The organism is Streptomyces sp. NBC_01142 (assembly GCF_026341125.1).
In the GTDB taxonomy this organism is placed as follows: Bacteria; Actinomycetota; Actinomycetes; order Streptomycetales; family Streptomycetaceae; genus Streptomyces.
The window spans coordinates 521,156-544,434 of sequence record NZ_JAPEOR010000003.1 but is presented as its reverse complement, the minus strand read 5'-3'; the positions used below and the strand labels follow the sequence as shown (position 1 = coordinate 544,434).

The window sequence follows — 23,279 nt, the reverse complement described above, 5'->3', positions numbered from 1 at the left end:
TGAGTCCACGACGGCCCTCGCGGGCGCACTCAGCGACTGAGCTCCCGCGCCGTCAGCGGCGTCCCATGTGTCTGGTGTCCCCCACTGGCCAGCATGCGGACCTCTCCCCGGTCGCTGATCTCCGCGCGCACGATTCCGGTCTCGTCCTCGTAAATCGGATAGCCGCCCGCTCCCGCCCTCTCGGTGCGATGGACGACCACGACGTCGTCCTCCACGGCGGACGCCTGAAATACCAGCTCGTAGCGTTCTGGGTAATCCATTGAAGCCTCCCGACAGGGCTGAGCCCTTCCATCGTCGCGCACGTACGCCCGCCGCGCCTCAGGGCGATGTGAGCCAGGTGCTGTTCCCGGCCAGCGTCCTCCTGAGGCGCGACAGTTCCTCCTTGCGGCCACGGTGAGTGAGCTATGTTGAGCAGGAGTGGGACGAGAAGGAGGCACACCGGTGCCATCAGGGCAGCAGGCACGCGCACAGGCGTCTGCGATCACCCCGGGAGCGCAGTCTCCGGAAGCAGAGGCGGCTCCCACGGACAGGGTTCTCGCGCTGTTCGGCGGTCACCGGCTGTCCCCCGGGCAGCGGCGGATCGCCCAGTACATGGTCGATCACCTCACCGAGGCCGCGTTCTTGTCGATCACGGATCTCGCGGAACGCGTCGGGGTGAGCCAGCCGTCGGTGACCCGCTTCGCCTCCTCCCTGGGTTTCAGCGGGTTCCCCGCTCTGCGGGAGGCCCTGCAGCCCATCGCGCTGAGCGCGGTTGCCGCCTCCCCGGACACCCGGGAGGAAATCCGCCGCAATGAGCTGCAGGCAGCCGTCGACGCCGAGATCGAGAATCTGGAGAGCCTGCGCCGCCTTCTCGCCGACCCCAATCAGGTGCTCGACGTCGGGCGTGAGCTGGCCAGGTCGACACCCCTGACGATTCTGGGACTGCGGATCTCCGTCTCGCTGGCGGAGTACTTCGCCTACGCCGCCAGACGGATCCACCCCGACGTGCGCCTGGTGACCCGCGGAGGCAGCGTCGCCTATGACGCCCTGCTCCAGTCGCGGGAGGCAGGCGGCACGTGGGTGCTGGCGTTCGCGATGCCGCGGCATGCCAACGAGACGCTGGCAGCAATGCGGGCCGCCCGCAGGACGGGGCTGCGCGTCGCCCTGATCACCGACCTGACACTCGGGCCGCTGGTGGACGAAGCCGATGTGGCACTCACCGCCGGCACCGGATCGCGTCTCGTCTTCGACTCCTATGCGGCACCCGGGGTCATGTCCGCAGCCGTCCTCCAGGCCATGGCCGATGCCGATCCGGGGCGTACCCAGGGCCGGCTGGAGGGGTACGAGCAGGTCGCGGAGCAGCACGACTTCTTCCTCGAGGACTGACGCGGCCGGCTCGCGCGTCTCCCCTGCCGCCCCGTTATGCCCCGATTCGGGCATGTATCAGCTATCCCCACTGGTGCATGAATTTTTTCATACCCTTGCTTACTCGACGGTATATATATTTACTGCAGGTGCGACCCCGGGTGTCCCCCGGAGTTGCTGGGAAAACCCATGCCCTCACCGAAGGAAAGCCGACGGTCCGCACCATGCACTCCATGACAGTGGGCCTGGACGACCACGGCGATCCTCCGCGGGCCACATGACCGAACATCCAGGAACGACGGCACTCCTCCTCTCGTCACCCCTGGTGTTCCAACCGGGCGCTCCGCTTCCCGCGGACGTCCGTGGCGGCCCCGGTCAACCCCTGGGCCGGGGCCGCCAAAAATCATCGCGACCCCCGCGATCAGCCCCATCCGCATCACATCCGGAAGGGACGACGATGTCCCAGACCTTCTCGTCGATCAGCTCGGACTGGCCGTGTCAGGTACAGACCCCGAGTAACCACGACTGGGAACGCTCGGCGGCCCGGTGGCTTCGAGACCTCCTGCCGGCCCGTTACGCCGGCTACTCGACGCTCACCCGCCACCACATCCTGCTCGCCCGCCATGCGCACCTCCAGGTTCAGCACGAGATCCGTGCTGTGCGGGTCGCGTTGCAGACCTGCCGGGCAGAACTGCCCACCCTCGGAGTGTCCGAGACGATCATCGAGAGCACCATCAGGCTGTACGCCATCGAGCTGGAACAGCTCAACCGCCTTGCCCGCGGCGTCCGGCTCATCACCGAAGCACTGCTCGCGGGCAGCAACGCTCCGCGCAGACGGTCGCAGGTCTAGCGCAGGTCCGGGGCAGGCCACGGCAGATCCGGGCAGGTCCGGGGCAGGGTCCAGGAGTTGCCCGCGCGAGCGGCTCAGGCGGTCACGGCGGGAGACGTGCCGGACTTCACGATCATCCGGGGTGAGCCGCCACCTGCTGCCGGGACCGACCAGAGGTCGGCGCCGAAGTCGCCGGGCAGCGCGTAGAGGAGAGTGTGGCCGTCCAGCCACAGGGCCTGGTCGTCGACGCTTCTCCGCTCGGCGAGTGCCCTCTCCTGCCCGGTGCGCAGGTCCAGGACGTGCAGCCGCCAGGGGGTGGCTGCGGGGGCGCCGGGGACACGCTTCTTGAAGGCGACGCGGGTGCCGTCCGGGGAGAGGGAGGGGCACTCGACATTCTCGCGAAGGATCCGCAGCGTACGCCGGGCCAGGTCGCCCGCGACGAGATACGTACGTCCGCCGGTGGCGAGAGTCGCGTAGAAGCGGTTGTCGTCGGCGGCGAACGTGACGCCCCAGAAGTTGTGGTCGACGGCCCGGTGCCGGCGTCCGTCCTTGAGCACCGTGAATTTTTCCAGATCGGGCCGGAGAGTGCCGGTGCGGGTGTCGTAGAGCGCGGTACGGGTGGAGAACGCGCCGCCGGCGTACGAGTCGCCGCTGACGAAGACCGTCCACGCGGCCAGCCGCCCGCTGGGTGAGACCCGGGCGCGGGTGGGCATGCCGGGTACCGGGAACGCACGGACGGGGCGTAATTGTCCGTCCAGCAGCACGGCTTCATGGCCGGGGACCACCCCGCCGGTGGCGCGGAGGCAGATGCCCGTACCGGCGGCGGCATGAAAGCGCAGGCAGTCGCGGGGCGCGGAGGTGCGGGGCCCGGCCGGGGCGGTCAGCGGGACGGAGGAGACATGATCGCGCTGCGGACCCCAGGCGAGGTTGCGGAAGAGCAGTCTGCCGGGCTGACCCAGCGTCACCGCACCGGCTCGGGCGACCGGATCGCCGGGCCTGGCGTGCTCGCGCTCCGCGGCACGGTCGGCGGCACGCAGGGTGGCGACGACGGCGATCGCGGCAAGGACCGCCGTGGCGAGGACGAGGACGAGCAGTCGGCTGCGGAGGTTCATGCGCGACTCCTTCGGTGGAAGGCTGCGGCCACGGGCACGGCGACGATCAGAGCGACAGCGGCCGTGGTCATGGCTCCCTCCGGCCCGAAAGACATCCAGGCCGCTCCGAAGAGCAGCGAACCGGTGAGACGGGCCAGGGCCTGTGCCGTCTGTACCAGGGCCAGTCCACCGGCCTTGAGACGCGGGGGCAGCAGCGGGCCCGCCGCGGCCATCAGCACCCCGTCCGTAGCCGCGTAGAACGCACCGAGCAGGAGGAGTGCGCACAGGGCCGCCGCCGGGCCACCGCCCCAGGGAGCCAGCACCAGCACGTACACGACGAGCAGTACCGCGTGCCCGGCGAGGAAGACCTGCCGACGGCCGATGCGGTCGGCCAGCCGGCCCAGCGGGACGGCCAGCAGCAGGAATCCGGCGGCGGTGCCGACGGGCAGCAGCGGGAAGTACGGAGCGGGCAGGTCCAGGCGTCGCTGGAGCAGGAGATAGAGGAACGAGTCGCTCACGGTGACCACACCGAGCAGGGCGGCGACCAGGCACAGCCGTGGCAGCCCCGGGATGCGGACGAGGGTACGCAGTGTCCCGCGGGGGCGCACTCTCGCCCGCACCTGGGGGCTGCTGCTCGCTCCTGCGGCCTCGGCTCTCCCTGTTCCCGAGGAGGGCTCCCGGGCGTCGCGTACATCCCGTATGAAGAGCACCAGCAGCAGCACACCCAGTGCGGCGGCGCAGAAGCTGACCACGAACACGGCGTCGTAGCCGTCGTGCGCGGCCCACAGCACCGCGAAGGCCACGAGCGGGCCGAGCAGTGCTCCCGCGGTGTCCATGGCCCGGTGCACGCCGAAGGCCCGGCCCTGCTCCTCGGGCCGGCAGGACAGGGAGATGAGCGCATCGCGAGGAGCGGTGCGCAGCCCCTTGCCGGTGCGGTCGGCCGCGAGAACGGCGCCGACGGCGGCGGGTGTCGTCGCGGCGAGCAGGGCGAGTTTGCAGCAGGCGGACAGGGCGTATCCGCTGCCCGCGACACGTTTGCGGCGCTGGGCACCGCGGTCTGCGAGGTGCCCTCCGGCCAGCCGGGACAGAACGGTCGCGCCCTGGTAGAGGCCGTCGAGAGCGCCGAAGGCGAGCGGGGACATGCCGAGGCCGACGACGAGATAGAGCGGCAGTACGGCGGTGATCATCTCCGCGGAGACATCCGTGACCAGGCTGACCGCGCCGAGGGCGATGACGTTGCCGCCGACCGCGCGGCGGACTACGGTGCCGCTCGGCGGGCGCCGCCAGGTACGGCGTACGCCTGCCGTGGCATCGGCGGCCCGGCCGGCCGAAAGGTACACGGATACTCCCTCCCGGTCACCGGGGCAACGTCAGAACCAGGTGACGGTCAGGGGGAAGGTCGTGGTGGCCGAGGCTCCTGCCGCGTCGGTGACCGTGACCGTGATCTGCCGTGTGCCGGTCTGCCACGGCTTGCCGCTGATGACGCCGGTGGCGGGATCGATGGCGAGGATGAACGGCAGCCCGGACGCGCTGTACCTGAGCGGCGCCTTGCCGCCGGTCGCGGTGACCTGGACCGTGCAGTTCTGGTTGAACTTGCAGCTCTGCGCACCGGGGTTGGCCAGGCGCAGGTCCCCGCCGGGCGGCGGAGTGCCGTCACCGAAGACCTCCGTGACGGGAGTGGCGTTCGCGGCGTTGCCGGCATGGGTGGTGCCGAACAGGTCCTCGAAGGTACGCAGCAGGTTGTAGTGGTTGTACGCGGAGCCGTACGTGCCCTGCTTGACCTCGGCACCGGAGAAGACCGTGGCGATCTGGTTGGAGCCGAGGAAGTTGTCCTCGTCCCAGGTGAGCACCAGCAGACTGTTGTTGGCCTTGGCCCACTGGGCGTAGGCGCCGAGGTTGTTCTTCACCCAGGTGTCGCCGGTGCTGACCGGGCAGGAGTGCATGTCGTTGCACTGGTTCGGTACGACGAACGACAGATGCGGCAGCTGGTTGAAGTCGTCCTTGGGGAACTGCGCCCAGGTCTTGCCGGTGTTGAGGGGCACGTTGTTGAAGGCGAACCAGGGGTTGTGCTTCTGCGCGTACTGTCCATTGGTGCAGGCGGTGGAACCCTCACTCGGCAGGTCTTCGTTGTATGTCGCGAACGTCTTGCCTGCGGCGATCAGTTCCTGTCCCAGGTTGGGGGCGCTCATCGACTGTGGCGTGTAGCAGCCGTCGCCCGTGATGCCCTGGGTGGCACCGGAGAAGAGGTTGAAGTAGTTCGGCTGGCTGGGGTGGGTCAGCGCCTTCATCGCGGTCAGGCTGGCGCCCGCGTTCGCGAGCTGGTTGATGTAGGGCGCGTTGGCGCTGCCGATGATCTCGCCGTACTGCTTGTTCTCGAAGACGACGACGACCACGTGCTCGTACGCGGGCAGCGCGGCTTCCGCCGGCGGCCGCGGCTCAGCGGCGCCGGAGTCGGCCACGCCGAGGGCGGTGACCAGGCAGATCGTGCTGAAGATCGCGGTAGCAGTGGCCCGCCACCGCCTGCCGCTCCTGCCTCTCCCGGCGCGTCTGTCGTCCGGTGTCCGTTCCGGTATCGGTCTTGGTTTCACGCGGGCATTCCTCCTTGGTCCTTCTTCTTTCCTTTGTTGCCTCTGTTCTCTTCCTTCTCTGTCTCTGTCTCTCGGCTTTCTCAGTCCTCGTGGCGGGCCGCGCCCGCCACGGTGATGTTCAACAGGCGCGGCACGGGGCGTCCGCGGCTGCGGAACTCCTCGGCCACGGCGGTACGTACATCGGTCAGCCGGGCCTGAGGCAGCAGCACCAGGGCACTGCGCCCCGGCTGGAGTCCCGGCCACCAGGAAGCCGTGGCACCCGCACGCCGGGCGCTGTCCACCGCCCGACCGGTGTCCTCCGTGCCACCGCGGGTCACCAGCAGCATCAGCCGCGCCCCGTGTTCGGCCGGGTCGAAGCGGATGCGGCGCGGCCGGCTGTCACCCAGCAGCAGTGCCCGCCCCGGCCGGGCGAACAGCACGGCACTGCGCAGGGCTTCGTCGCCGTCGGGGGCGGCGGCCTCGGCGAGGGCGGCCAGCCGACCGCGGGGCGGCCGCGGTCTGGCCCCGCCGGAGTGCAGGTCGGCGACGGCCAGTGCCACGGCGCACTCCAGCGGCTCCGCGCTCGACAGCCCGACCGCGGTCGTCAACGTGGAGTGGATGTGCAGGTCGATGCCCCCTCGGCCGTACCCGGCGCGGGCCATGGTGCGCAGCAGCGCATAGGTGCGGGCGGCCCAGTCGGGGTGGGGCGGTGGCGGGCCGGTGAGCGGGAGTTCGCAGCTCTGCGCGGGGTGGGCGAGCGAGCTCAGCCGCACCAGGCCGTCGTCGCGCGGTGCCGCGGCGGCGGCCACCGGCCAGCCGGCGGCGGCGACGAGGCGGGGCGAGCCGAGATGGAAGGCATGCGGGGCACTCCACACCGTGGCCGGGTGGCGGTCGTGTGCCGACTCGAGGGCGTAGGCGACCAGCCGGAAGAGCGGGTCGGCGGTGGGGCGACGGGCGATGTCCAGTGCCTGCCCGTCCCTCACCCTGTCCGTCGTCCTGTCCGTCGTCCTGTCCCTCACCCTGTCCGTCTGGATGTTCGTCTGCATGTCCCGTTACTCCGCATCGCGGGCGGGCGATGTTCTGCGCGCCACCAGGCGATAGGCGTTTCCGCCGTCGGTGGCGCGGGCCACTGCCGCACGCACCCCGTCGAGGGCCGCGGCGACGGCGAAGCACGGCAGGGACACCGTACGTACGGCCGCGCGGGCCCACCGACGGGTCCAGGGAGCCGTGCCCGGCCCCCAGGGGGCGTACGGGTGCGGGGCGAGCCGGTTCGCTGTGAGGAGGACGGCGCCGAAGAAGTCGCAGGACTGGTGGGCCGCGCCGTGCTCCTCGGCCAGGACGGTGAACCCCCGCTCGGCCAGGGCCTGTCGGAGGTTGGCGACCGGCATGAGGTGTTGGTGCTGGGGCTGGAACCAGGGCAGCCAGTACGGTCCCAGCAGGCGGGCGAGCCGCGATTCGGGGTCGGGCAGCTCGATGAGCAGATGCCCGCCGGGGGGCAGCACTTCGGCGGCCGCGTCGAGCTCGGCGAGCGGGTCGCGGGTGTGCTCCAGGTAGTGGTACATGCTGACGGTGTCGTAGCGGCGCACGAGCCCCGCGGCGAGCTCGGGGAACTGGCCGTGGTGGGCGGTCGCGACCCAGCCGCGGGCCTCCGCCTCGCGCACCGCCGCGGCCATGTCCAGCCCGTCGAAGCGGGTATCGGGCCAGATGTCGCGCGCGCTGTCGCAGAAGTGGCCGTGTCCGGTGCCCACATCGAGCCAGGCGGCGGGCGTGCCGAACGGTTTGAGCATGGCGGCGCGGGCGCGGTACGAGCGGCCCATCGAGCCGAACACGTGGGCGGCGCCGCTGACGCCGAGCCCCTCGTAGAAGTCCCGGTAGTAGAAGTCGAGGCCGTCGAGGGAGAGTCGGGGGTTCTGGAAGACGTGCCCGCAGTCGCCGCACTGTTCGAGAGTGAAGCGGCCCGGCTTGCCCTGGAGCAGATCGGGCATGCGGGTGCGTACGGAGAGCCGGTCGGAGCCGCACCACGGGCAGTCGGGGCGGCGGGGCTCGAGGAACCGGTCGGCGCCGGCCTTGAGTTCGGCTGTGTAGTACGGGCGCAGGGCCTCCAGTTCGGGCGACGGTCCGGCCGGGCCCGGGCGGTCGCTCACCGCGGTACGCAGCGCGGCGCCGAGGGAGCGCAGGGGCCGCGCGGCAGTGGTGCGGGCCAGATCGGCCGGGCGCAGCGGGCTGCCGGGGCCGCCGAGGACCAGAGCCGGCTGGAGGCAGTACAGGGCGGCGGCCGCGGCGCCCCAACGCCGGTCCGCGACGGCGGCGCGGGCGAGGAGGGCCAGACCTGCCAGTTGAGTGGCGGCCACCAGGCTCGGGGGCAGCCCCTGGGCGCGCAGCTCTTCGGCACGCAGGGCGGGGTCGGGGGCGGGGGCTGCCAGGCGGGGGGCGATGGCGACGCCGGTCTCCGCGGGGGCGTACTCCTTCAAACGCCGCAGGAGCGTGTGCAGTTCCGCCGACCCGAGGCCGCTGTCGCACTCGATTTTCGCCCTGCGCCGGACGTCCTCGGAGACGAGAACCGCGTGTCCTGCGCCGCGCGCCTGGGCCGTGCGGTCGTAGTGGGAGTGGGATTCGCCGAGGTCGAGAATGCGGAGCAGACCCAGAGCACGCTCCGTGTCCAGGCGGCCCGGGAGCAGGTCAAGGACGTGCAGACCGGCCTGTTCCGCGTGGGCGGCAGCAGCGTGGAGGGTGGCTTGGTCGACGTCGACTCCTCGGGCGCTGATCAGGTGCCAGCCGTGCGGGGGCGGCGCGTTGTCCGGGGTGGGGAGCGGATCCAGCACGGGTACGCCGGCCAGTCGGCGACGGGCTCGCACGGTGCCGGCCGTGAGCCCGGCGAGTACGGCGACGGCCGCCCACGGGACTCGGGTACGGGGCTGGGTACGGGGCTGCGTCATGTCAGCTTCTCCAACCTGTCGGCCGCGGCGGCGGCTCCGCCGGCCGCGGCGAAGGAGGCCTGGATGCGGCGGGCGGCCCGCCGGTGGGCGGGTTCGTCGAGGACGGCTTCGAGTGCGTCGCGGAGCTCGCCCGCGCGGGGCCGGCCGAAGCGCACCCGGATTCCGGCCCCGGCGGCCGCGACCTGCTGCGCGACGATCGGCTGGTCGTCGCGGATGGGCGCGACGACCAGGGGCAGGCCGTGGGCGAGCGCCTCGCACACGGTGTTGTGCCCGCCGTGGCTGACCACGGCGTCGAGGTGGGGCAGCAGCTGGAGTTGGGGGACGTACTCCTGGAGCAGGAGGTGATCCGGCACGTCGCCGACCAGGTCCGCGGGCGCGGCCAGGATCAGCTGCACCCGGTCGGCCAGCTGTTCCGCGGTCTGCAGGACGGTGGCGTAGAAGCGGCCGCCCGCCTCCCGGTTGAGCGTGCCGAGCGAGACCAGGACCCGGCGCCGTACGGGATCGAGCCGCTGCCAGGCGAAGGGTGTGGCGTGGGCGGGGCGCTGGCCCAGCGCGGGGCCGACGAATGCGTAGTGCTCGGGGTACAGCTCGTCCGCGCCGACGAGTGCGGGGGTGGAGAAGACCAGGACCAGGCGGTCCGAGAAGCGGGGATCCCAGCCGCCGGGTGCGCCGCATGCGGCGAGCAGTCCGGCGATCCGGTCCGCCACCCACTCCCCCACCTTCGGAAAGCCGGCGAAGGGCCGGGTGAACTCGGCCGAGGTCGTCGCGGACGTCACCCAGGGAAGCCCGAGCCGCTGAGCGATCACCGCTCCGGCAAGCGCCTGCTGGTCGACGACGAGCAGATCGGGGGCGTACGCGTCGGCCGCCGCCTCGACACCGGGCAGCATGGCGTGGGCGAGCGGAATGAGCGCCTCCTCCCATAGGAAGCGCAGGGCGGCGACGCCGCGCAGATCGCGCCAGTGCGCGTGCAGCGTGCCGTAGTCCGAGGACCCGGCACGGTCGCCGGCGGGAAAGAGCTCCGCGGTCGCGGGCAGAAGCCGCGGCAGTACTTCGGCCGGTCCGCTCCAGGCGACCCGGTGCCCGCGTGCGGCCAGTTCGGCGGCGACGGCGACCGTGGGGTTGATGTGTCCGGCGAGCGGTGGAACGACGAACAGCACCTTCATACGGTCACCGCCTCGGGCTGCCGGCGCGCGGCCTCGGCCAGCCGGTCCAGCACCGCACGCCGCAACTCCCCGGTGCCGCCCTGGAGGACGTCGTGGCCCAGACCCGGCAGGACACGGACGGTGCAGTGCGGCGCGTGGCGGGCCAGTTCCCGGGCGCCCGGCACGAGTTCGGAGTGCTCCCCGCAGACTGCCAGCACGGGGCAGCGCACCCGGGCGAAGTCCGCGGGTGTGAACGGCCGGCTCGCCGCGATGTCGTCGATCAGGGTGGTGCGGTTCAGCAGTGCGTCGGCCGTGGCGGTGAGCCGGGCGGCCTTGCGCGCTCCGATCGAGGCGAGTTCCTGCGGCACCTGGCTGCCTTCGAGGTCCAGGGCGGCGACAGAGAGCGTGTCGAGCATGTTCTCGATCCAGGGACCGCTCAGCGGAGCCTCGATCAGGATGAGCCCGGCCACGAGGTCGGGGCGGGCGAGCGCGGTGTGCAGTGCGAGGGTGCCGCCGTAGCTGTTGCCTATGAGGTGGACGGGGCGTTCGTCGAGATCGAGGGCGGCGAGCAGGGCAGTCAGGTCGCGTACGGCGGTGGCGGCGTCGTAGCCGGTGGGCGGGCGTTCGGTGCGGCCGTGGCCGCGCTGGTCGTACAGGACGACGTCGTGTCCGGCCTGGGCGGTGGGGAGGGCGAGCGTGCAGTAGAAGCTGGAGAGGTTGTCGACGACCAGACCGTGCAGGAAGACGACGGCCGCGCCCGTGCCGTCGCCGGAGAGCCGGTGGACATGGAAGCGGGTCGCGTTGGCGTGGATGTCGGCCATGGCGGGTCAGGCTGCCGGGGCCGAAGGAGCGGAGGAAGCAGAGGAGACCGAGGAAGCGGAGGAGGCCGAGGGCACGGCCGCGGCGATGTGGGAGACCAGGTCGCCGACGGTCATGGCCAGGATCTCCTCCATGTCCTTCTCGGCCAGGAAACCGATCAGGTCCACCGCCGCTCCGTAGCGCTGCTGCAGCAGCTCGGCGAGTGCGACGAACTCGATGCTCTCCAGCGCCAGATCCTCGTTGAAGGTGGTCTTCAGGGTGACCTCGTCCACGAGGAGGAACTCGTCGCCGACCGTCTCCACGAGCATGGCGGTGACCTCCGCGAGTATCCGTGCGGCCGTGGGGTCAGATGGCATGAGGGGCCTCCGTCGAGTCCGGGGTGGGGGTGACTGATGGGGTGAGGGAGCCGTCCGGCACGGTCCAGGCGACGACATGGGTCGCGGGTTCGCCGTCCGGGCCGCCGTGATCGTCCGGGCCGGACGGATCGTGGACCGTACTGATCCGGACGACGTGGTCCCGGCCTTCGGGCGAGGTGACACGGAGTTCACCGCTCGCGCTCCCGGCGATGACGGTCCACTGCCGCAGCCGTCCGCCCAGGCCGGTGCCCTCCGCCTTGGCGGCGGCCTCCTTGGCACACCACAGTGCGGTGAGCGCCCGGGCGAGCCGCCCGGATCCGTCACGCGCGGCAAGCCGGTCGGCGAGCCGCCGCTCGTCGGCGGTGAGCGCGATGCGGCTCAGCGCCCGGGGGTCCTCGGTGACGGTCTCGATGTCGATGCCGACGTCGGCGGCATGGGCGTACGCGACCGCCACCCGGTCCTTGTGGGCGAGGGAGAGCCGGAGTCCGGCGGCGAGCGGGCCTTCCGGGCGGGGGCGGCCGACACGGTCGTTGCCCACGGGGATCTCGACGGGGAAGACCGGTCCCGCATCCCGCTCCCACAGGAGTTGGCGTACGGCGTCCTTGGCCGCGATCCGCCCGAGCAGCCAGGCAGCACGGCCGCGCGGCGGGCGCTGCTCGTACGCCGCCCGCTCGGCCGCGCCCAGATAGCGCCGCATGACCAGCTCCTGCGAGGCAGGGTCGGTCCAGCGGCGCCGGGCCAGACACCAGCCGCCGGACTGCGGCTCGCCGATGCCGCAGATCTCCGGGGTGAACTTCATCGGCCACACCCGCTCGTCGGCGGCGAAGCGCCGGTACGTCCAGCCCTCCAGACGGGCCCAGACCGTGCCGTCGGCCAAGGTGAGCTCCACGTCGCCGCGTACGGAGTCGGGCCGCACGGCGCGGATCCGGGCGGTGGCACGCAGCAGCGCGCCGTCGCGTGGTGGGGGCCCGTACAGGCGGACCCGCTCCAGCGACGCCGGGAAGACCAGTCGGTCGGCGGGAAGACGCAACTGCATCCAGTGCCCGAGCAGTTGCCCGGCGGCATCCAGCAGCGCACCCGGCGCGGGCAGCGCACGCAGCACCCCATGAATGCCGTCGTCGGCGACGGCGGTCACCTCGTGGACACCGGCGAAGGCCGGCCCGTGAAACATCCACCGGTCGCGGTAGAGAGCCTCGGCGCTGACGGGAGGCGGGCTCTCACGGGTCAGTGCCGAGAGATCGGGGGCGGGGTGTGGGGAGTGGCGGTCGGCGAGGACGACGGTGACGGTCGCGCACCCGCCGATCTCGACCCGGACCCGGCCGTCGCCGGAGGGGTCGGGGACGGCGTGGACCGCCGCGTCGACGGGCGGGGCGACGGCCAGCCAGCGCAGGGCCCGTACGTCGTCGAAGCCGGTCACCGCGCGTTGCGCAACGGTCTGGCGTGCGGCGTCCGCGGCCAGTTCCAGCAGCGTGGTCATGGGGACGACGGGGAACCGGTCCGAGGCCTCGGGCCAGGTGTCGGGCTGGAGATAGACGCAGTGGTCGAGGACGTACGGCATGGTCTCGAGGGAAAGCCGCCGCCGGGTGCGGTGGGCGGGCGGGGCGGGCGGGGCGGAGGAGGAGGTACCGGGCGCGGGCCGCCCGGTCGGCTGCCGTCCGGGTGTTCCGCCGAACTCCCCGGCGGTGGGGGCCACTTGTGTGGCCGGAGCTGCTCGCCAGGCTGCGGCAACGCTGTGCGCCGCCTCCTTTGTCTCGTCGAGTACGGCGTCCAGGGCCGACAGCAGTCCCGGGGGACCGGCGACGGGTGGCCGACCACCGGTCCGCGACGGGCCGGCCAGGGAGAGCGGTGGCGCGGCGCCGTTGAGGCGTACGAGCGGAGAACCCAGGTCGAGCCGTACCGGGACGCCCCGTTCGGGGCCCGAAGGGGCGGCGGGGGAATCGTGCCGGGCAGGTCCGGTGGGCATGGGCGGCGCGTCGGGGGTGGCCGGCGCGGCGGACCGGGCGAGCGCGGTCCGCTCACCGGGCTCAGCGCCTGCGGCGAGCAGTGCCCGCATGGTCCGCTCACTGGACACGGCCGGCACGGCGAGCGCTGCAGGCGCGGCGAGCCCGGCCCGGCCTGTCGGCCCGGCGGACTCCGCGAGCGCGGCCGGCTCGGTCAACGCCGCAGGCGCGGCAGCCATGGCTGACGCGGCGGACGTCGCGGCAACCGCAGGGGCAGAACCGGCCGACGAAGTGTGCCCGGCACCCGTCAGCAGTTCCCAGCGTGGATCCAGGCCCTCCGTCCACAGCGCCGCGGCCAGGCGGCGCAGCTGGTCCAGGCCGCCGGTGCCGCGGGGTGCGCCCGCGGAGACCGCGAGGTGGTCGCGGCCGTTCAGCGTGTCCGTCACGAAAGCGGGCAGGCTGCCGGGGCCCATCTGGACGAAGGCCCGTACGCCCTCCGCGTACAGCCGCGCCGTCAGCTCCCGGAAGCGCACGGGCTCCAGCAGATGGCGCAGCACCACGTCCCGGACCGCGCCCTCGGTCTCCGGGTAAGCGGCGCCCGTGGTCGCCGACCAGACCGGCACGGTGGGCGGCCGCAGCGGGAGTCTGGCGAATGCGGCGCGTACCTGGTCGAGGTACGGCGCCCACATGGGCGTATGGAAGCCCGAGCGGAAGGGCAGCTCCTGGGCGAGTACGCCTTGGACTGCCAGTCGGGTCAGCGCCTCGGACACGGGGCCCGGTTCGCCGCACAGTACCGACTGGTGGGGGCAGTTGTCGTGGCTGACGGCGACGCGGTCCAGTCCGCGCAGCGCGTCGGTTGCCTGCCCGGCCCCGCAGCCGAGTGCCGCGTACACGAGATCGGGGACATCGAGATCCCCCGGACGCAGCGAGTCCAGGAACGTGTCGACGGCGTGCTGCGGGTACATCCCGGCGACCACCATGGCCGTCCACTCGCCGAGACTGTGACCGGCCAGCAGATCCGCCTGGATGCCCAGTTCGGGAAGGACCCGCGCGAAGAGCCGGCCGACGGCGATGGCGTCGACCGCCCGCTCCACCAGTGCGTCGCCGCCGGTCAGGGCGGGCCGAGCCAGCCCGAAGTGATCGGCGACGTCGTCGACGTACGGAGCGAAGTCCGGTTCCAGGCCGGGGAAGAGGAACGCCAGTCGGGCGTCGTGCGCGAGCAGCGGGCTCGGGCTGAACCACACGCCGCCGCGACCGCGCCACGGCTTCCCCCGGGCGATGACCGCCGCGGCGAGGGCTCGGCGCTTCGGGGTGAGTCCGAGGACAACGAGACGGCAGGGGCCGGCGGAGCGGGGTGGCGCCGCCCCCGGGAACGCCCCCGCGTCGGGCAACTCCTCCACCAGGCGGCCCAGTTCACGGGGAGTGGCGGCGGCCAGCAGCGTTGGCACGGCACCGGCCGCAGGTTCCGCAGTTCGCTCCGGTCGGCGTCGCTCGGCCGAGGGCTGCGGGACACTCTGGCCGCGATCCTGAGCCCCGGCCCTCACGGACACGGACACGGGCGCGGGCACGGGCACGAAGGGAACGGCCCCCGCCCCGGGCGTCTCCTCCAGCACCACATGCGCGTTGATCCCACCGAAACCGAAGGCGTTCACGCCCGCGCGTCGCGGTGCCTGCCCCCGGTGCCAGGGCTCCGCCGTCGTCACCGGGCGCATGCGCGTCCGGTCGAAGCCCTCGTGCGGGTCGTCGAGATGGAGGGTCGGCGGCAGGACCCCGTCGTGCACCGCCAGTGCGGCCTTGATCAGCCCGGCCATCCCGGAGGCCTGCATGGTGTGGCCGAGCATCGACTTCACCGAACCCGTCGCGACCCGTTCGGTGCCCGCCGCGCGAGGGCCGAAAACCCGTGCCAGGGTGGCGAGTTCGGCCTCGTCGCCGACCGGTGTCCCGGTGCCGTGCGCCTCCAGCAGGCCGAGCGCGTCGGGCGCGGACGGGTCCAGGCCGGCCTGCCCCCAGGCTCGGTTCAGGGCGCGTACCTGGCCGTCCACCAGAGGACTCATCAGGCTCGCCGCCCGGCCGTCGCCCGCCACGCCTGTCCCTCGTACGACGGCGTAGACGCGGTCCCCGTCGCGTTCGGCGTCGGCCAGACGCTTGAGCACGACGACGCCGGTGCCTTCGGACAGCAGTGTGCCGTCGGCGCGGCGGTCGAAGGGGCGGATGCGCTGGCTGGGGCTGAGCGCCCGCAGCTGGGTGAAGACGCTCCACAGCGTGGCGATATGGCAGTGGTGTACGGCCCCGGCGACCACCAGGTCGCAGCTGCCGCCAGCGAGCAGTCCGGCGGCCTGCTCGACGGCGAGCAGGGAGGAGGCGCAGGCGGCGTCGAGAGTGTAGGCGGGGCCTTGGAAGTCGAGGCGGTTGGCGGTCCGGGCCGCGGTGAAGCTGGGGACGAGGCCGATGGACGCCTCGGGCCGTTCGGGGCCGAGCCCTGCCTGAAAGGCTTCGCGGACCGCCGTGATCCGGTCCTCGCCCAGCTCGGGGGCGAGTTCGCGCAGGGTCGCGGCGAGTTGGTGGGCGGTACGTACGCGTTGGTCGAGGCGGGCGGTGGCGACGCCCATGAACCCGCCGCGGCCGAGGATGACGCCGATCCGGGAGCGGTCGGCGGGCAGCCGCTGCTCACCGCCGGCGTCGGCCACGGCCTCGGCGATGACACGCAGGGCCAGCAGCTGGTCGGGCTCCGCGCCGGCCACGGCGGCGGGCATGATGCCGAACCGGGTCGGGTCGAAGGCGGCGAGTTCGTCGATGAAACCGCCGCGCCGGCAGTAGAAGTGGTCGCTGCGGGCGGGTCCTTCGGAGCCTTCCGGGTGGTAGTAGACCTCGGGGTCCCAGCGGCCGGGTGGTACGTCGGTGATGGCGTCCGTGCCCGCGACAAGGTTGCGCCGGTACGCCGCCAGGTCGGCTGCGCCGGGGAAGACGGCGCCCATGCCGACGATGGCGGCGTCGGTCGGGCGGGGGCCGCGGCTCGCATCAGCCACGGCGGGCCTCCGGGCCCTGCGTGCCCTCGTCCGCCAGCAGGACGACCTGGCCCGTGGTGCCGTGTGCGAGCTCGGCGAGGAACGCGGCGGTGCCGCCGTCCGGATCGATGAGCGCGATGCCGCGGCTCGCGTACATCCGTTCCAGCTCCGGGGTCACCATGCCGCCTGCCCCGGCTGCCCACGGGCCCCAGTCGATGGCGAGGACCCGGCCCGGGAACCGGCGCGACCAGGCGGGGGCGGCGGCGAGGGTGTCCAGGGCGTCGTTGGCGGCGGCGTAGTCGGCCTGGCCGCGGTTGCCGAAGACCCCGGCGACACTGCCGAAGAGGACGAGGAAGGCGAGGGCGGGGGCGTCGTCGCCGTGGTCGGCGGCGGCTTCGGCGAGGTGGCGGGCGCCGTCGACCTTGGTGGTGAACACCCGCGCGAAGGAAGCCGGGTCCTTGTCGCACAACAAGCGGTCCTCGATGGTTCCGGCGCCGTGCACGATCCCGTCGAGCCGACCGTGACGTGCGCGTACGTCCTGGACGACAGCCCGTACGGCGTCGGGGTCACTGACGTCGGCCGCGTGATAGCGCACCGACGCGGCGACGCCCGAGAGTGCGTCGAGGGTGGCGCGGATCTCGCGCGCGGCAAGAATCCGGGACGCGGCCGCCTCGATGTCCGAGGGCGTACGAAGGCCTTCCCGGATGAGGGCCGCACGCAGGGCGACGCGGTCGTGGGCGTGGGCGACGGACGGGTCCTCGGCATCGTCGGGGGGCGCGGTACGGCCGATGAGTTCGATGTGGCAGCCAGTGGCGCCGGCGAGGGCGACGGCCGTACGGGCGGTGATGCCACGGCCCCCGCCGGTCAGCAGCACCACGGCGTCGCGGCCGATGGGGAGCGGTGGTGCCGGTTCGTCGTCGGCGAGTGGGACGGCGAGTGGGACCGCAACGGTGCGCAGAGTGTTGCGGGTGCCGTTGGTGTAGCCGACGGCCACCGGCTCCTCGGGGGCGCACAGTTCGGCGATCAGATGAGAGGCGATCCGCTCGGGACGGTCCTTGGGGTCGACGTCCACGGCACGGATCACCGTGCCGGGGTATTCGATGGCCGCGGTACGGGCGAAGCCGTACAGGCCGGCGCCGGGCACCGGATCGGCAGAGCTCAGCGCGCCCGGCGAGTCCGAGGGTGCCTGGGAGCCCGCCGATTCCGGGGGCCCCGCCGATTCCGGCGAGGGCGGCGTACGGCCGAACGCTCCGCCGCAGCCGGTGACGAGTAACAGCCGTCGTGTGCCCGCCATCAAGGTCTCGCGCAGAGCGCCGAAGGCTTCCGGAAGCACTGGGTCCGGAGCCGGGCGCAGTGCGCTGAGGTCCACCACGCCGTCGGTGCCGGCGGCGTCCGCCAGGCGGTCCGGATGGACGGTACGCACCTCGGCGCCGTACGACTCCAGCGCGGCGGCGAGGGCAACGGCCACACCGAGGCCGTCGTCGACGACGGCGAACCGCAGGCCGGGCAGTACGGCGGCGGGTTCACGCGTGACCGGCGGTCCCACGGGGGTGACCTCGACCAGGAGGCGGGCGGGGCGGGCGGAGCGGGGGGCAGGGCTCGGCGTGCCCTCGTCCGCCGACAGGACGACCGGGTCCGCTGCCGGGATCGTTTGCGTGGGGACCGCGGGCTCCGGGCCCGTACTGTGGGCCACGATCCAGTCGACGATGCCGCTGATGGTCTTCAGCCGGGAGAGTTCCTCGACGGCCGACTCCGCCGGCCCGTCCGCGCCGCGCGGCAGCCCGATCCGGTCGGCCAGCGCCCCGATGATCTCCACCCGTTTGATGGAGTCGACCGAGAGGTCGGCCTCCAGGTCGAGTGCGGGGTCGAGCATCTCCCTCGGGTAGCCGGTGCGGATGTGAACGATTTCCAGTACCACGTCCATGAGTTGACTGGGCGTCAGAGAGGCTCCGGCCTCGGCGCCGCCGGATACAGGCACTTCGCCGGACACAGGCACCGGCACCGGCCCGGAGGCAGAGACGGACATCTCCGGCGCATGCGGCTCCCCCACCGGCATCACCACCGGCGACGGCGAACCGGTCGCCCCCAAGTACCCCAGCACGACATCCCGTTGCGCGGCGACCAGTTCCCGTGCCCCGCGCAGATACTCCAGTACGGCGTCCTCCCGCCGGTCCACGGCCGACGCCGCCGGACGCCCGTCCACCGGTCGGGACGCCGTCACCCGCCGGGCAGGGCGCAGCCCGCCCGCCACGGGCTCGCCGTCCGCGGTCCGTACGAGATGGCCGTCCACCAGCCATCCGGCGCGCCGGGGCGCCTCGGCGGGCAACGCCGCGGTACGGCCCTTGAACAGCGGCTCCGGTTCGAACGGGACGCCTGCCGAGGCGAGTTCGGCGAGCGTGGTGAGCAGGCGCGTCAGGCCGTGCTCGCCCGGTACGTCGAGCGGGACGGCGGTGTGCGGCCGGTCACCCAGGATGCGGCCGACGAGACCGGTGAGGACCCGGCCCGGGCCGGCCTCCACGAAGGTGCGCACCCCGGCCGCGTACATGGCCTCGATCTGCTCGGCGAACCGGACGGGTTCGGCGAGCTGGCGGGCCAGCAATTCCCTTACCGCCCCTGGGTCGGTGGGGTACGGGCGGGCGGTGGTGTTGGACCAGACCGGGACGGCGGGCTCGGCCACGGCCGTACCGTCCAGCTCCGCGCCCAGCGCCCCGGCGGCACCGGCGACGACGTCGCTGTGGAAAGCGCAGGCGACGGGGATACGATCGGCCGCGATGCCCACCTCGCGCAGCGCGGCGATCGCGGCGTCGACGGCCGGGGTCGGTCCGGAGATGACGCTCTGCGCCGGTGCGTTGTGGTTGGCGACGACGCATCCGGCGGGAAGCTCCGGCAGATCGTGCGGGGCCGCGGGCACGGCGGCCATCGCTCCGGGGTCGTCCCCGGCTGCGGCGAGGATCGCGTCGGCCCGGCGGTCGCTGAGACGCAGCAGGGTCGCGGTGTCATAGGCACCGGCGGCCCAGAGGGCGACCAGCTCGCCGTAGGAGTGGCCGGCGGTGCAGTCGGGGTGTACTCCGAGCGACGTGAGCAGCAGATGTGCGGCGGCGCCGGCGAGGCCGAGGGCGGGCTGGGCGGTCCGGGTGTCGGTGACGGCGGCGCGCTGGGCGGCTCGTTCCCCGGGGGTGAAGGCCGCGGGCGGGAACATGGTGGCGACGCGGCGCGGATCGGCGTCGTGCAGCAGGGTCCGCAGGCGTGGGAACGCGATGAAGAGGTCGCTCAGCATGCCCGGCCGCTGGCTGCCCTGTCCTGGGAAGAGGAAGGCGGTACGGCCGGGGGCATGCGCGTCGTCCGCCACGTGGACGCCGTCGTCCGAGGCGAACTCCCGGGCGCGGCGCAGCTTTTCGGCCAGGTCGTCGAGGCCGGTGGCGACCACCGCCACCTGGACCGGGCCCTCCTCCGTGGAGACCTCGGCGGCGAGGTCGCGCAGCGGCCAGGGCCGTCCTGCCGCGTCGTTCTGCTCCAGCCGGGCGGCGAGGCGGTCGATCGCACGGAGGGCGGCCGGGCGGCCGGCGCCCCGGAAGCAGAACAGCTCGGCGGGCCAGGCCTCCAGTCCGTGCGCGGGCTCGTCCGCGTCCCCGTACCCGGCGAGGACCGCGTGGTAGTTGGTGCCGCCGAAGCCGAACGCGCTGACCCCGGCGAGCCGCCGCGCGGCGGGTACGGCCCACGGTCTGGCTTCGGTGTCGAAGAAGAAGGGGCTGGTGTCCGGCTGCCAGTCGCCGTTGGGGGCGGTCAGATGCAGAGTCGGCGGCCGTACGCCGCAGTGCACGGCCCGTACCGCCTTGATGAGACCGGCCAGGCCCGCCGCACACTTCGTATGTCCCAGTTGCGACTTGACCGAGCCGAGCGAGCAGGAACCGCTGTCTCCGTCGCCGAACACCTCGGTCAGGACGGCCAGTTCGGTGCTGTCACCCACGACGGTGCCTGTGCCGTGCGCCTCCACGAGGCCGATCTCGGCGGGTGCGACCCCGGCCCGCCGGTAGGCACGTTCCAGGGCCCGCCGCTGGCCTTCGGGGCGGGGCGCGGTGAGGCCGAGGGAGCGCCCGTCGCTCGACGCGCCGACGGCCTTGACGACGGCGTAGATGCGGTCGCCGTCGCGTTCGGCGTCGGCCAGGCGCTTGAGGACGAGACAGGCGACGCCCTCGCCCAGCGCGATGCCGTCGGCGGTGGAGTCGAAGGGGCGGCACCGGCCGGTGGGCGACAGGGCGCGTACGGAGGCGAACATGAGGTAGTCGTTGATGCCGTTGTGCACGTCGGCGCCGCCGCACAGCGCCATGTCGCTGTCCCCGTCGCGCAGTTGTTTGCAGGCCAGATCGAGAGCGGCGAGCGAGGAGGCGCAGGCGGCGTCGATCGTGCAGTTGGCGCCGCCGAGGTCGAGCCGGTTGGCGACGCGCCCGGCGATGACGTTCGCCAGGACGCCGGGGAAGGAGTCCTCGGTCAGCCGGGGCAGTTGAGCGTCCAGCTCGGGCGGCAGCTCGCCGAGATAGCCCGGGTGCAGGGCGCGGAAGCCGTAGGCTCCGGCGAGATCGGTGCCTGCCTCGGCGCCGAAGACGACGGACGTACGGGAGCGGTCGAAGTGCCGCTCGCCCGTGTAACCGGCGTCGGCGAGGGCACGGGCGGCGATGTCGAGGGCGAGCAGTTGCACCGGTTCGATGCTTCCGAGCGAGGCCGGGGCAATGCCGTGGGCGAGCGCGTCGAACGGGGCGGGCTGCAGGAAACCGCCCCATCGGGACGGGGTCCGCTCCCCTGCCCGCGCCGGGTCGGGGTCGTGGTAGGCGGCAGTGTCCCAGCGGTCGGCGGGCACCTCGGTGACGGCGTCGGTCCCGGCGACGATGTTCGCCCAGTACCCGGCGGTGTCGCCCGCGCCGGGGTAGCGGCAGGCCATGCCGACCACGGCGATGTCGAGGGGGGCCTCCTCGGGCGGAACGGGCTCGGCCGACAGAACGCGAAGCTGTTCGGCTCGTTCGGCGAGCAGGGCGGTGGCGCCGTTGGTCACCTGGGTGTGCAGGGCGGCGACCGTGGTGGTGGCGGTGCGTGCGGTGGCGATCTGGCCGAGCATGTAGAGCCCCTCGCCGCGCTGTTCCTCCTCCCCCACCGGGACGGGCCCGGCCCCGGTGTGGCGCAGGCCCTTGCTGGCGATCCGCAGCCGGCCGAGGTTGAGCTTCTCCAGTTCCTCCCAGACCTCGTTCGGACTCGCGCCGTCCTGCCGCAGCCGGTGCGCGGTGGCGGCGAAGGTGCCGGCGTACGGGGTGGCGGCGCAGCGTGTCGCGTGGCCCGGGGCGGTGCGCAGCAAAGCGGTGGTGGTGCAGTCGACCGCCGTCTGCTGGAAGCCGGGCAGCACGGCTCCGGCGGTGACGGCCTCCTCGGTGAACAGGTAGGCGGTGCCCATGAGGACGCCGGTCCGGGCGCCGCGCTCGGCCAGCGGAGCTGCGGCGGCAGCGGTCATCGCGGCGGAGCGCTCGTCGTGGATGCCACCGGCGAAGAGCACGTCGAGTTCGGCGGCGTACGGGCAGGAGAGCAGCCGCTCGATCTGCTCCTCCCAGAGTGGGAAGGCCGCGCGCGGGCCGATGTGGCCGCCGCATTCGAGCCCTTCGAAGACGAACCGCCGCGCTCCCTCGGCGAGGAACCGCTCGAGCAGTCCGGGCGAGGGTACGTGCAGATAGGTCCTGGTCCCGGCGGCTTCGAGCGGGGCGGCCTGGGCGGGGCGGCCGCCGGCGATGATCGCGTACGGCGGCCGCACCTCGGCGACGGCGGCGAGCTGTTCACGGCGCAGTTCGTCCGGGGCGAATCCGAGCAGGCCGACGCCCCAGGGCCGACCCGCAAGGCGTACGGCGGTCTCGGTGAGCAGTTCGCGTACCTCCCGGCCGTCCATCACGGCCAGGGCGAGAAACGGCAGTCCGCCCGCGCCGGCCACGGCGGAGGCAAAGGCGGGCCGGTCGCTGACCCGGGTCATGGGCCCCTGGACCACCGGCGGACGGTCAGCCACGGCCGGGCGGCCCGCATCCGGCGGACGGCGTTCCACCGGCAGTCGGCCTTGCACCGGCGGACGGGCTTCCCCTGCCGGACGGGCTTCCCCTGCCGGACGCGCTTCGCCGGGGCGCGGCTGGAGAGGACGGATCCGTACGGCTGCTTCGAGGTGTCCGGTGACGGCCGCCCGTACGGCCTGTACGACGGAGCCGGTGGTGCGGTGACGCGCGGCGAGCCGGGCAGCGGCCGCGCCGTCCTGGCCGATGGGCAGTGGCTGGGTGCGCAGGCTGCGGGCGCCCAGCAGGCCGGCGATGTCCGCGTCCGGCTCCGGCGGCAGGACGTCGGGGCGCGTGTAGAGACGGTGGCCCGCGACGACGGTGGTTTCACTGCCGTCCATGGCCCGGACCGCGGCCGCGACCGAGGCGGGCAGGTCGGCCGCGCCTTCGGTGGTGAGCGCGAGCTGCGCGTCCAGTACGACGCCGGCGGCACCGCCCGCGACGGCGGCGGCGGCCGTGTGCGGGCCGATGCCCCCCATTGCGAGGACCGGCACGGTCAACCCGGGCTCGGCCAGCAGGCGTTGCAGGAGTACGAAGGTGGTCAGTTCGCCGACCCGCCCGCCGCCCTCGTGCCCCTTGGCCACGATCCCGGCCGCTCCGGCGGCGACGGCGGCCGCGGCCTCGGCGGGGCTGACGACCTCGGCCCACACCCGACGCCTGCCACCGGCCGCCCAGACGTCCGTCCCGGTCCGCCACCACTGCTCGGTGAGCAGGACGGTGTCCACGGCAGCGGGCAGTTCGTCCGGGGTGAGCGGGCACCGGGCCGGTACGCGGACTCCGTACGGCCCGCGCAGTCCTGCCAGCGCGGTGCGCGCCCGGTCGCGGTCCCTGCCGAGGTCGAGCAGGCCGAGCGCGCCGGCTCGTTCCGCGGCGGCGACCATCCGGGGATTGGGTTCCTCGAACGGGGTGACCACGACGACGAGATCCCGACGGAAGGACCGGGCGGACTGAGAGATCACGGGCACTCCTTTTACTTCCGGGCGGCACCGGGCGAGGGAGCGGGGAGCGGTGTTTCGCGGCCGCCGGGCGCCGACACGGCGTTGCCGTGACAGGCCGGACCGCAGCGGGCGGTGGGGCGCGACGAGCGCTGCGGAAGTGCAGCCGGGGGTGACCCGTCGGTAACACCGCCTTGCCGCGTTGCATCGTGGGACGGCCGGCCCGCACTGTCAACGCTCC

The 23,279-nt window shown here is 73.3% G+C and carries 13 protein-coding genes; 2 read left to right on the top strand and 11 right to left on the bottom strand.

Annotated elements, in window-relative coordinates; translation table 11 throughout:
• Positions 1-29: 29 nt before the first annotated feature.
• Positions 30-260, bottom strand: a complete 231-nt coding sequence (locus OG883_RS36575; protein WP_266550895.1) for a DUF6296 family protein — start codon at positions 258-260, stop codon at positions 30-32.
• 181 nt (positions 261-441) lie between these two features.
• On the opposite strand from OG883_RS36575, the gene OG883_RS36570 reads away from it, so the two are divergent.
• The gene (locus OG883_RS36570; protein WP_266550894.1) at positions 442-1,365 is read left to right on the top strand and encodes a MurR/RpiR family transcriptional regulator; all 924 of its coding nucleotides are present in this window, start codon (positions 442-444) and stop codon (positions 1,363-1,365) included.
• A gap of 436 nt (positions 1,366-1,801) precedes the next feature.
• Complete coding sequence (locus OG883_RS36565) at positions 1,802-2,194, top strand: hypothetical protein (protein WP_266550893.1); 393 nt, start codon at positions 1,802-1,804, stop codon at positions 2,192-2,194.
• 74 nt (positions 2,195-2,268) lie between these two features.
• Here OG883_RS36565 and OG883_RS36560 read toward each other — a convergent pair whose 3' ends face one another.
• The 10 genes from OG883_RS36560 to OG883_RS36510 form a co-directional block, all read right to left on the bottom strand.
• Positions 2,269-3,285 (bottom strand): TolB-like translocation protein, encoded by a 1,017-nt coding sequence (locus OG883_RS36560; protein ID WP_266550891.1) that lies wholly within the window; start codon positions 3,283-3,285, stop codon positions 2,269-2,271.
• Entirely contained in the window at positions 3,282-4,496 is a 1,215-nt protein-coding gene (locus OG883_RS36555; RefSeq protein ID WP_266553144.1) for an MFS transporter, read from the bottom strand. The genes OG883_RS36560 and OG883_RS36555 overlap by 4 nt, the downstream gene beginning before the upstream one ends.
• A 138-nt stretch (positions 4,497-4,634) precedes the next feature.
• On the bottom strand, positions 4,635-5,852 hold the full coding sequence (locus tag OG883_RS36545; protein ID WP_323181037.1) for an alkaline phosphatase family protein: 1,218 nt from the start codon (positions 5,850-5,852) through the stop codon (positions 4,635-4,637).
• 80 nt (positions 5,853-5,932) lie between these two features.
• Positions 5,933-6,877, bottom strand: a complete 945-nt coding sequence (locus OG883_RS36540) for a galactokinase (protein WP_266550889.1) — start codon at positions 6,875-6,877, stop codon at positions 5,933-5,935.
• Between the two features lie 6 nt (positions 6,878-6,883).
• Positions 6,884-8,767: a class I SAM-dependent methyltransferase gene (locus tag OG883_RS36535; RefSeq protein WP_266550887.1), complete on the bottom strand. Its 1,884-nt coding sequence runs from the start codon at positions 8,765-8,767 to the stop codon at positions 6,884-6,886.
• Entirely contained in the window at positions 8,764-9,930 is a 1,167-nt protein-coding gene (locus tag OG883_RS36530) for a glycosyltransferase (protein ID WP_266550885.1), read from the bottom strand. The genes OG883_RS36535 and OG883_RS36530 overlap by 4 nt, the downstream gene beginning before the upstream one ends.
• Positions 9,927-10,730 carry an alpha/beta fold hydrolase gene (locus tag OG883_RS36525; RefSeq protein ID WP_266550883.1) on the bottom strand — a complete coding sequence of 268 codons (804 nt, stop codon included), beginning with the start codon at positions 10,728-10,730 and terminating at the stop codon, positions 9,927-9,929. The genes OG883_RS36530 and OG883_RS36525 overlap by 4 nt, the downstream gene beginning before the upstream one ends.
• Positions 10,731-10,736: 6 nt before the next feature.
• The gene (locus tag OG883_RS36520) at positions 10,737-11,084 is read right to left on the bottom strand and encodes an acyl carrier protein (protein ID WP_266550881.1); all 348 of its coding nucleotides are present in this window, start codon (positions 11,082-11,084) and stop codon (positions 10,737-10,739) included.
• Positions 11,074-16,050, bottom strand: coding sequence for a type I polyketide synthase (locus OG883_RS36515; RefSeq protein ID WP_266550879.1), 4,977 nt, complete (start codon positions 16,048-16,050; stop codon positions 11,074-11,076). Before OG883_RS36515 ends, OG883_RS36520 begins: the two co-directional genes overlap by 11 nt.
• Positions 16,043-22,984 (bottom strand): type I polyketide synthase, encoded by a 6,942-nt coding sequence (locus OG883_RS36510; RefSeq protein WP_266553137.1) that lies wholly within the window; start codon positions 22,982-22,984, stop codon positions 16,043-16,045. The genes OG883_RS36515 and OG883_RS36510 overlap by 8 nt, the downstream gene beginning before the upstream one ends.
• Positions 22,985-23,279: the final 295 nt, after the last annotated feature.

Coding starts and splice junctions, on each gene's coding strand:
- OG883_RS36510 (WP_266553137.1), bottom strand. CDS start 22,984: ATGGTCGCCGCCGCGGAACGAGCCGGCGCGCTCGGCCTGCTCGACCTC.
- OG883_RS36530 (WP_266550885.1), bottom strand. CDS start 9,930: ATGAAGGTGCTGTTCGTCGTTCCACCGCTCGCCGGACACATCAACCCC.
- OG883_RS36565 (WP_266550893.1), top strand. CDS start 1,802: ATGTCCCAGACCTTCTCGTCGATCAGCTCGGACTGGCCGTGTCAGGTA.
- OG883_RS36520 (WP_266550881.1), bottom strand. CDS start 11,084: ATGCCATCTGACCCCACGGCCGCACGGATACTCGCGGAGGTCACCGCC.
- OG883_RS36540 (WP_266550889.1), bottom strand. CDS start 6,877: ATGCAGACGAACATCCAGACGGACAGGGTGAGGGACAGGACGACGGAC.
- OG883_RS36560 (WP_266550891.1), bottom strand. CDS start 3,285: ATGAACCTCCGCAGCCGACTGCTCGTCCTCGTCCTCGCCACGGCGGTC.
- OG883_RS36575 (WP_266550895.1), bottom strand. CDS start 260: ATGGATTACCCAGAACGCTACGAGCTGGTATTTCAGGCGTCCGCCGTG.
- OG883_RS36535 (WP_266550887.1), bottom strand. CDS start 8,767: ATGACGCAGCCCCGTACCCAGCCCCGTACCCGAGTCCCGTGGGCGGCC.
- OG883_RS36525 (WP_266550883.1), bottom strand. CDS start 10,730: ATGGCCGACATCCACGCCAACGCGACCCGCTTCCATGTCCACCGGCTC.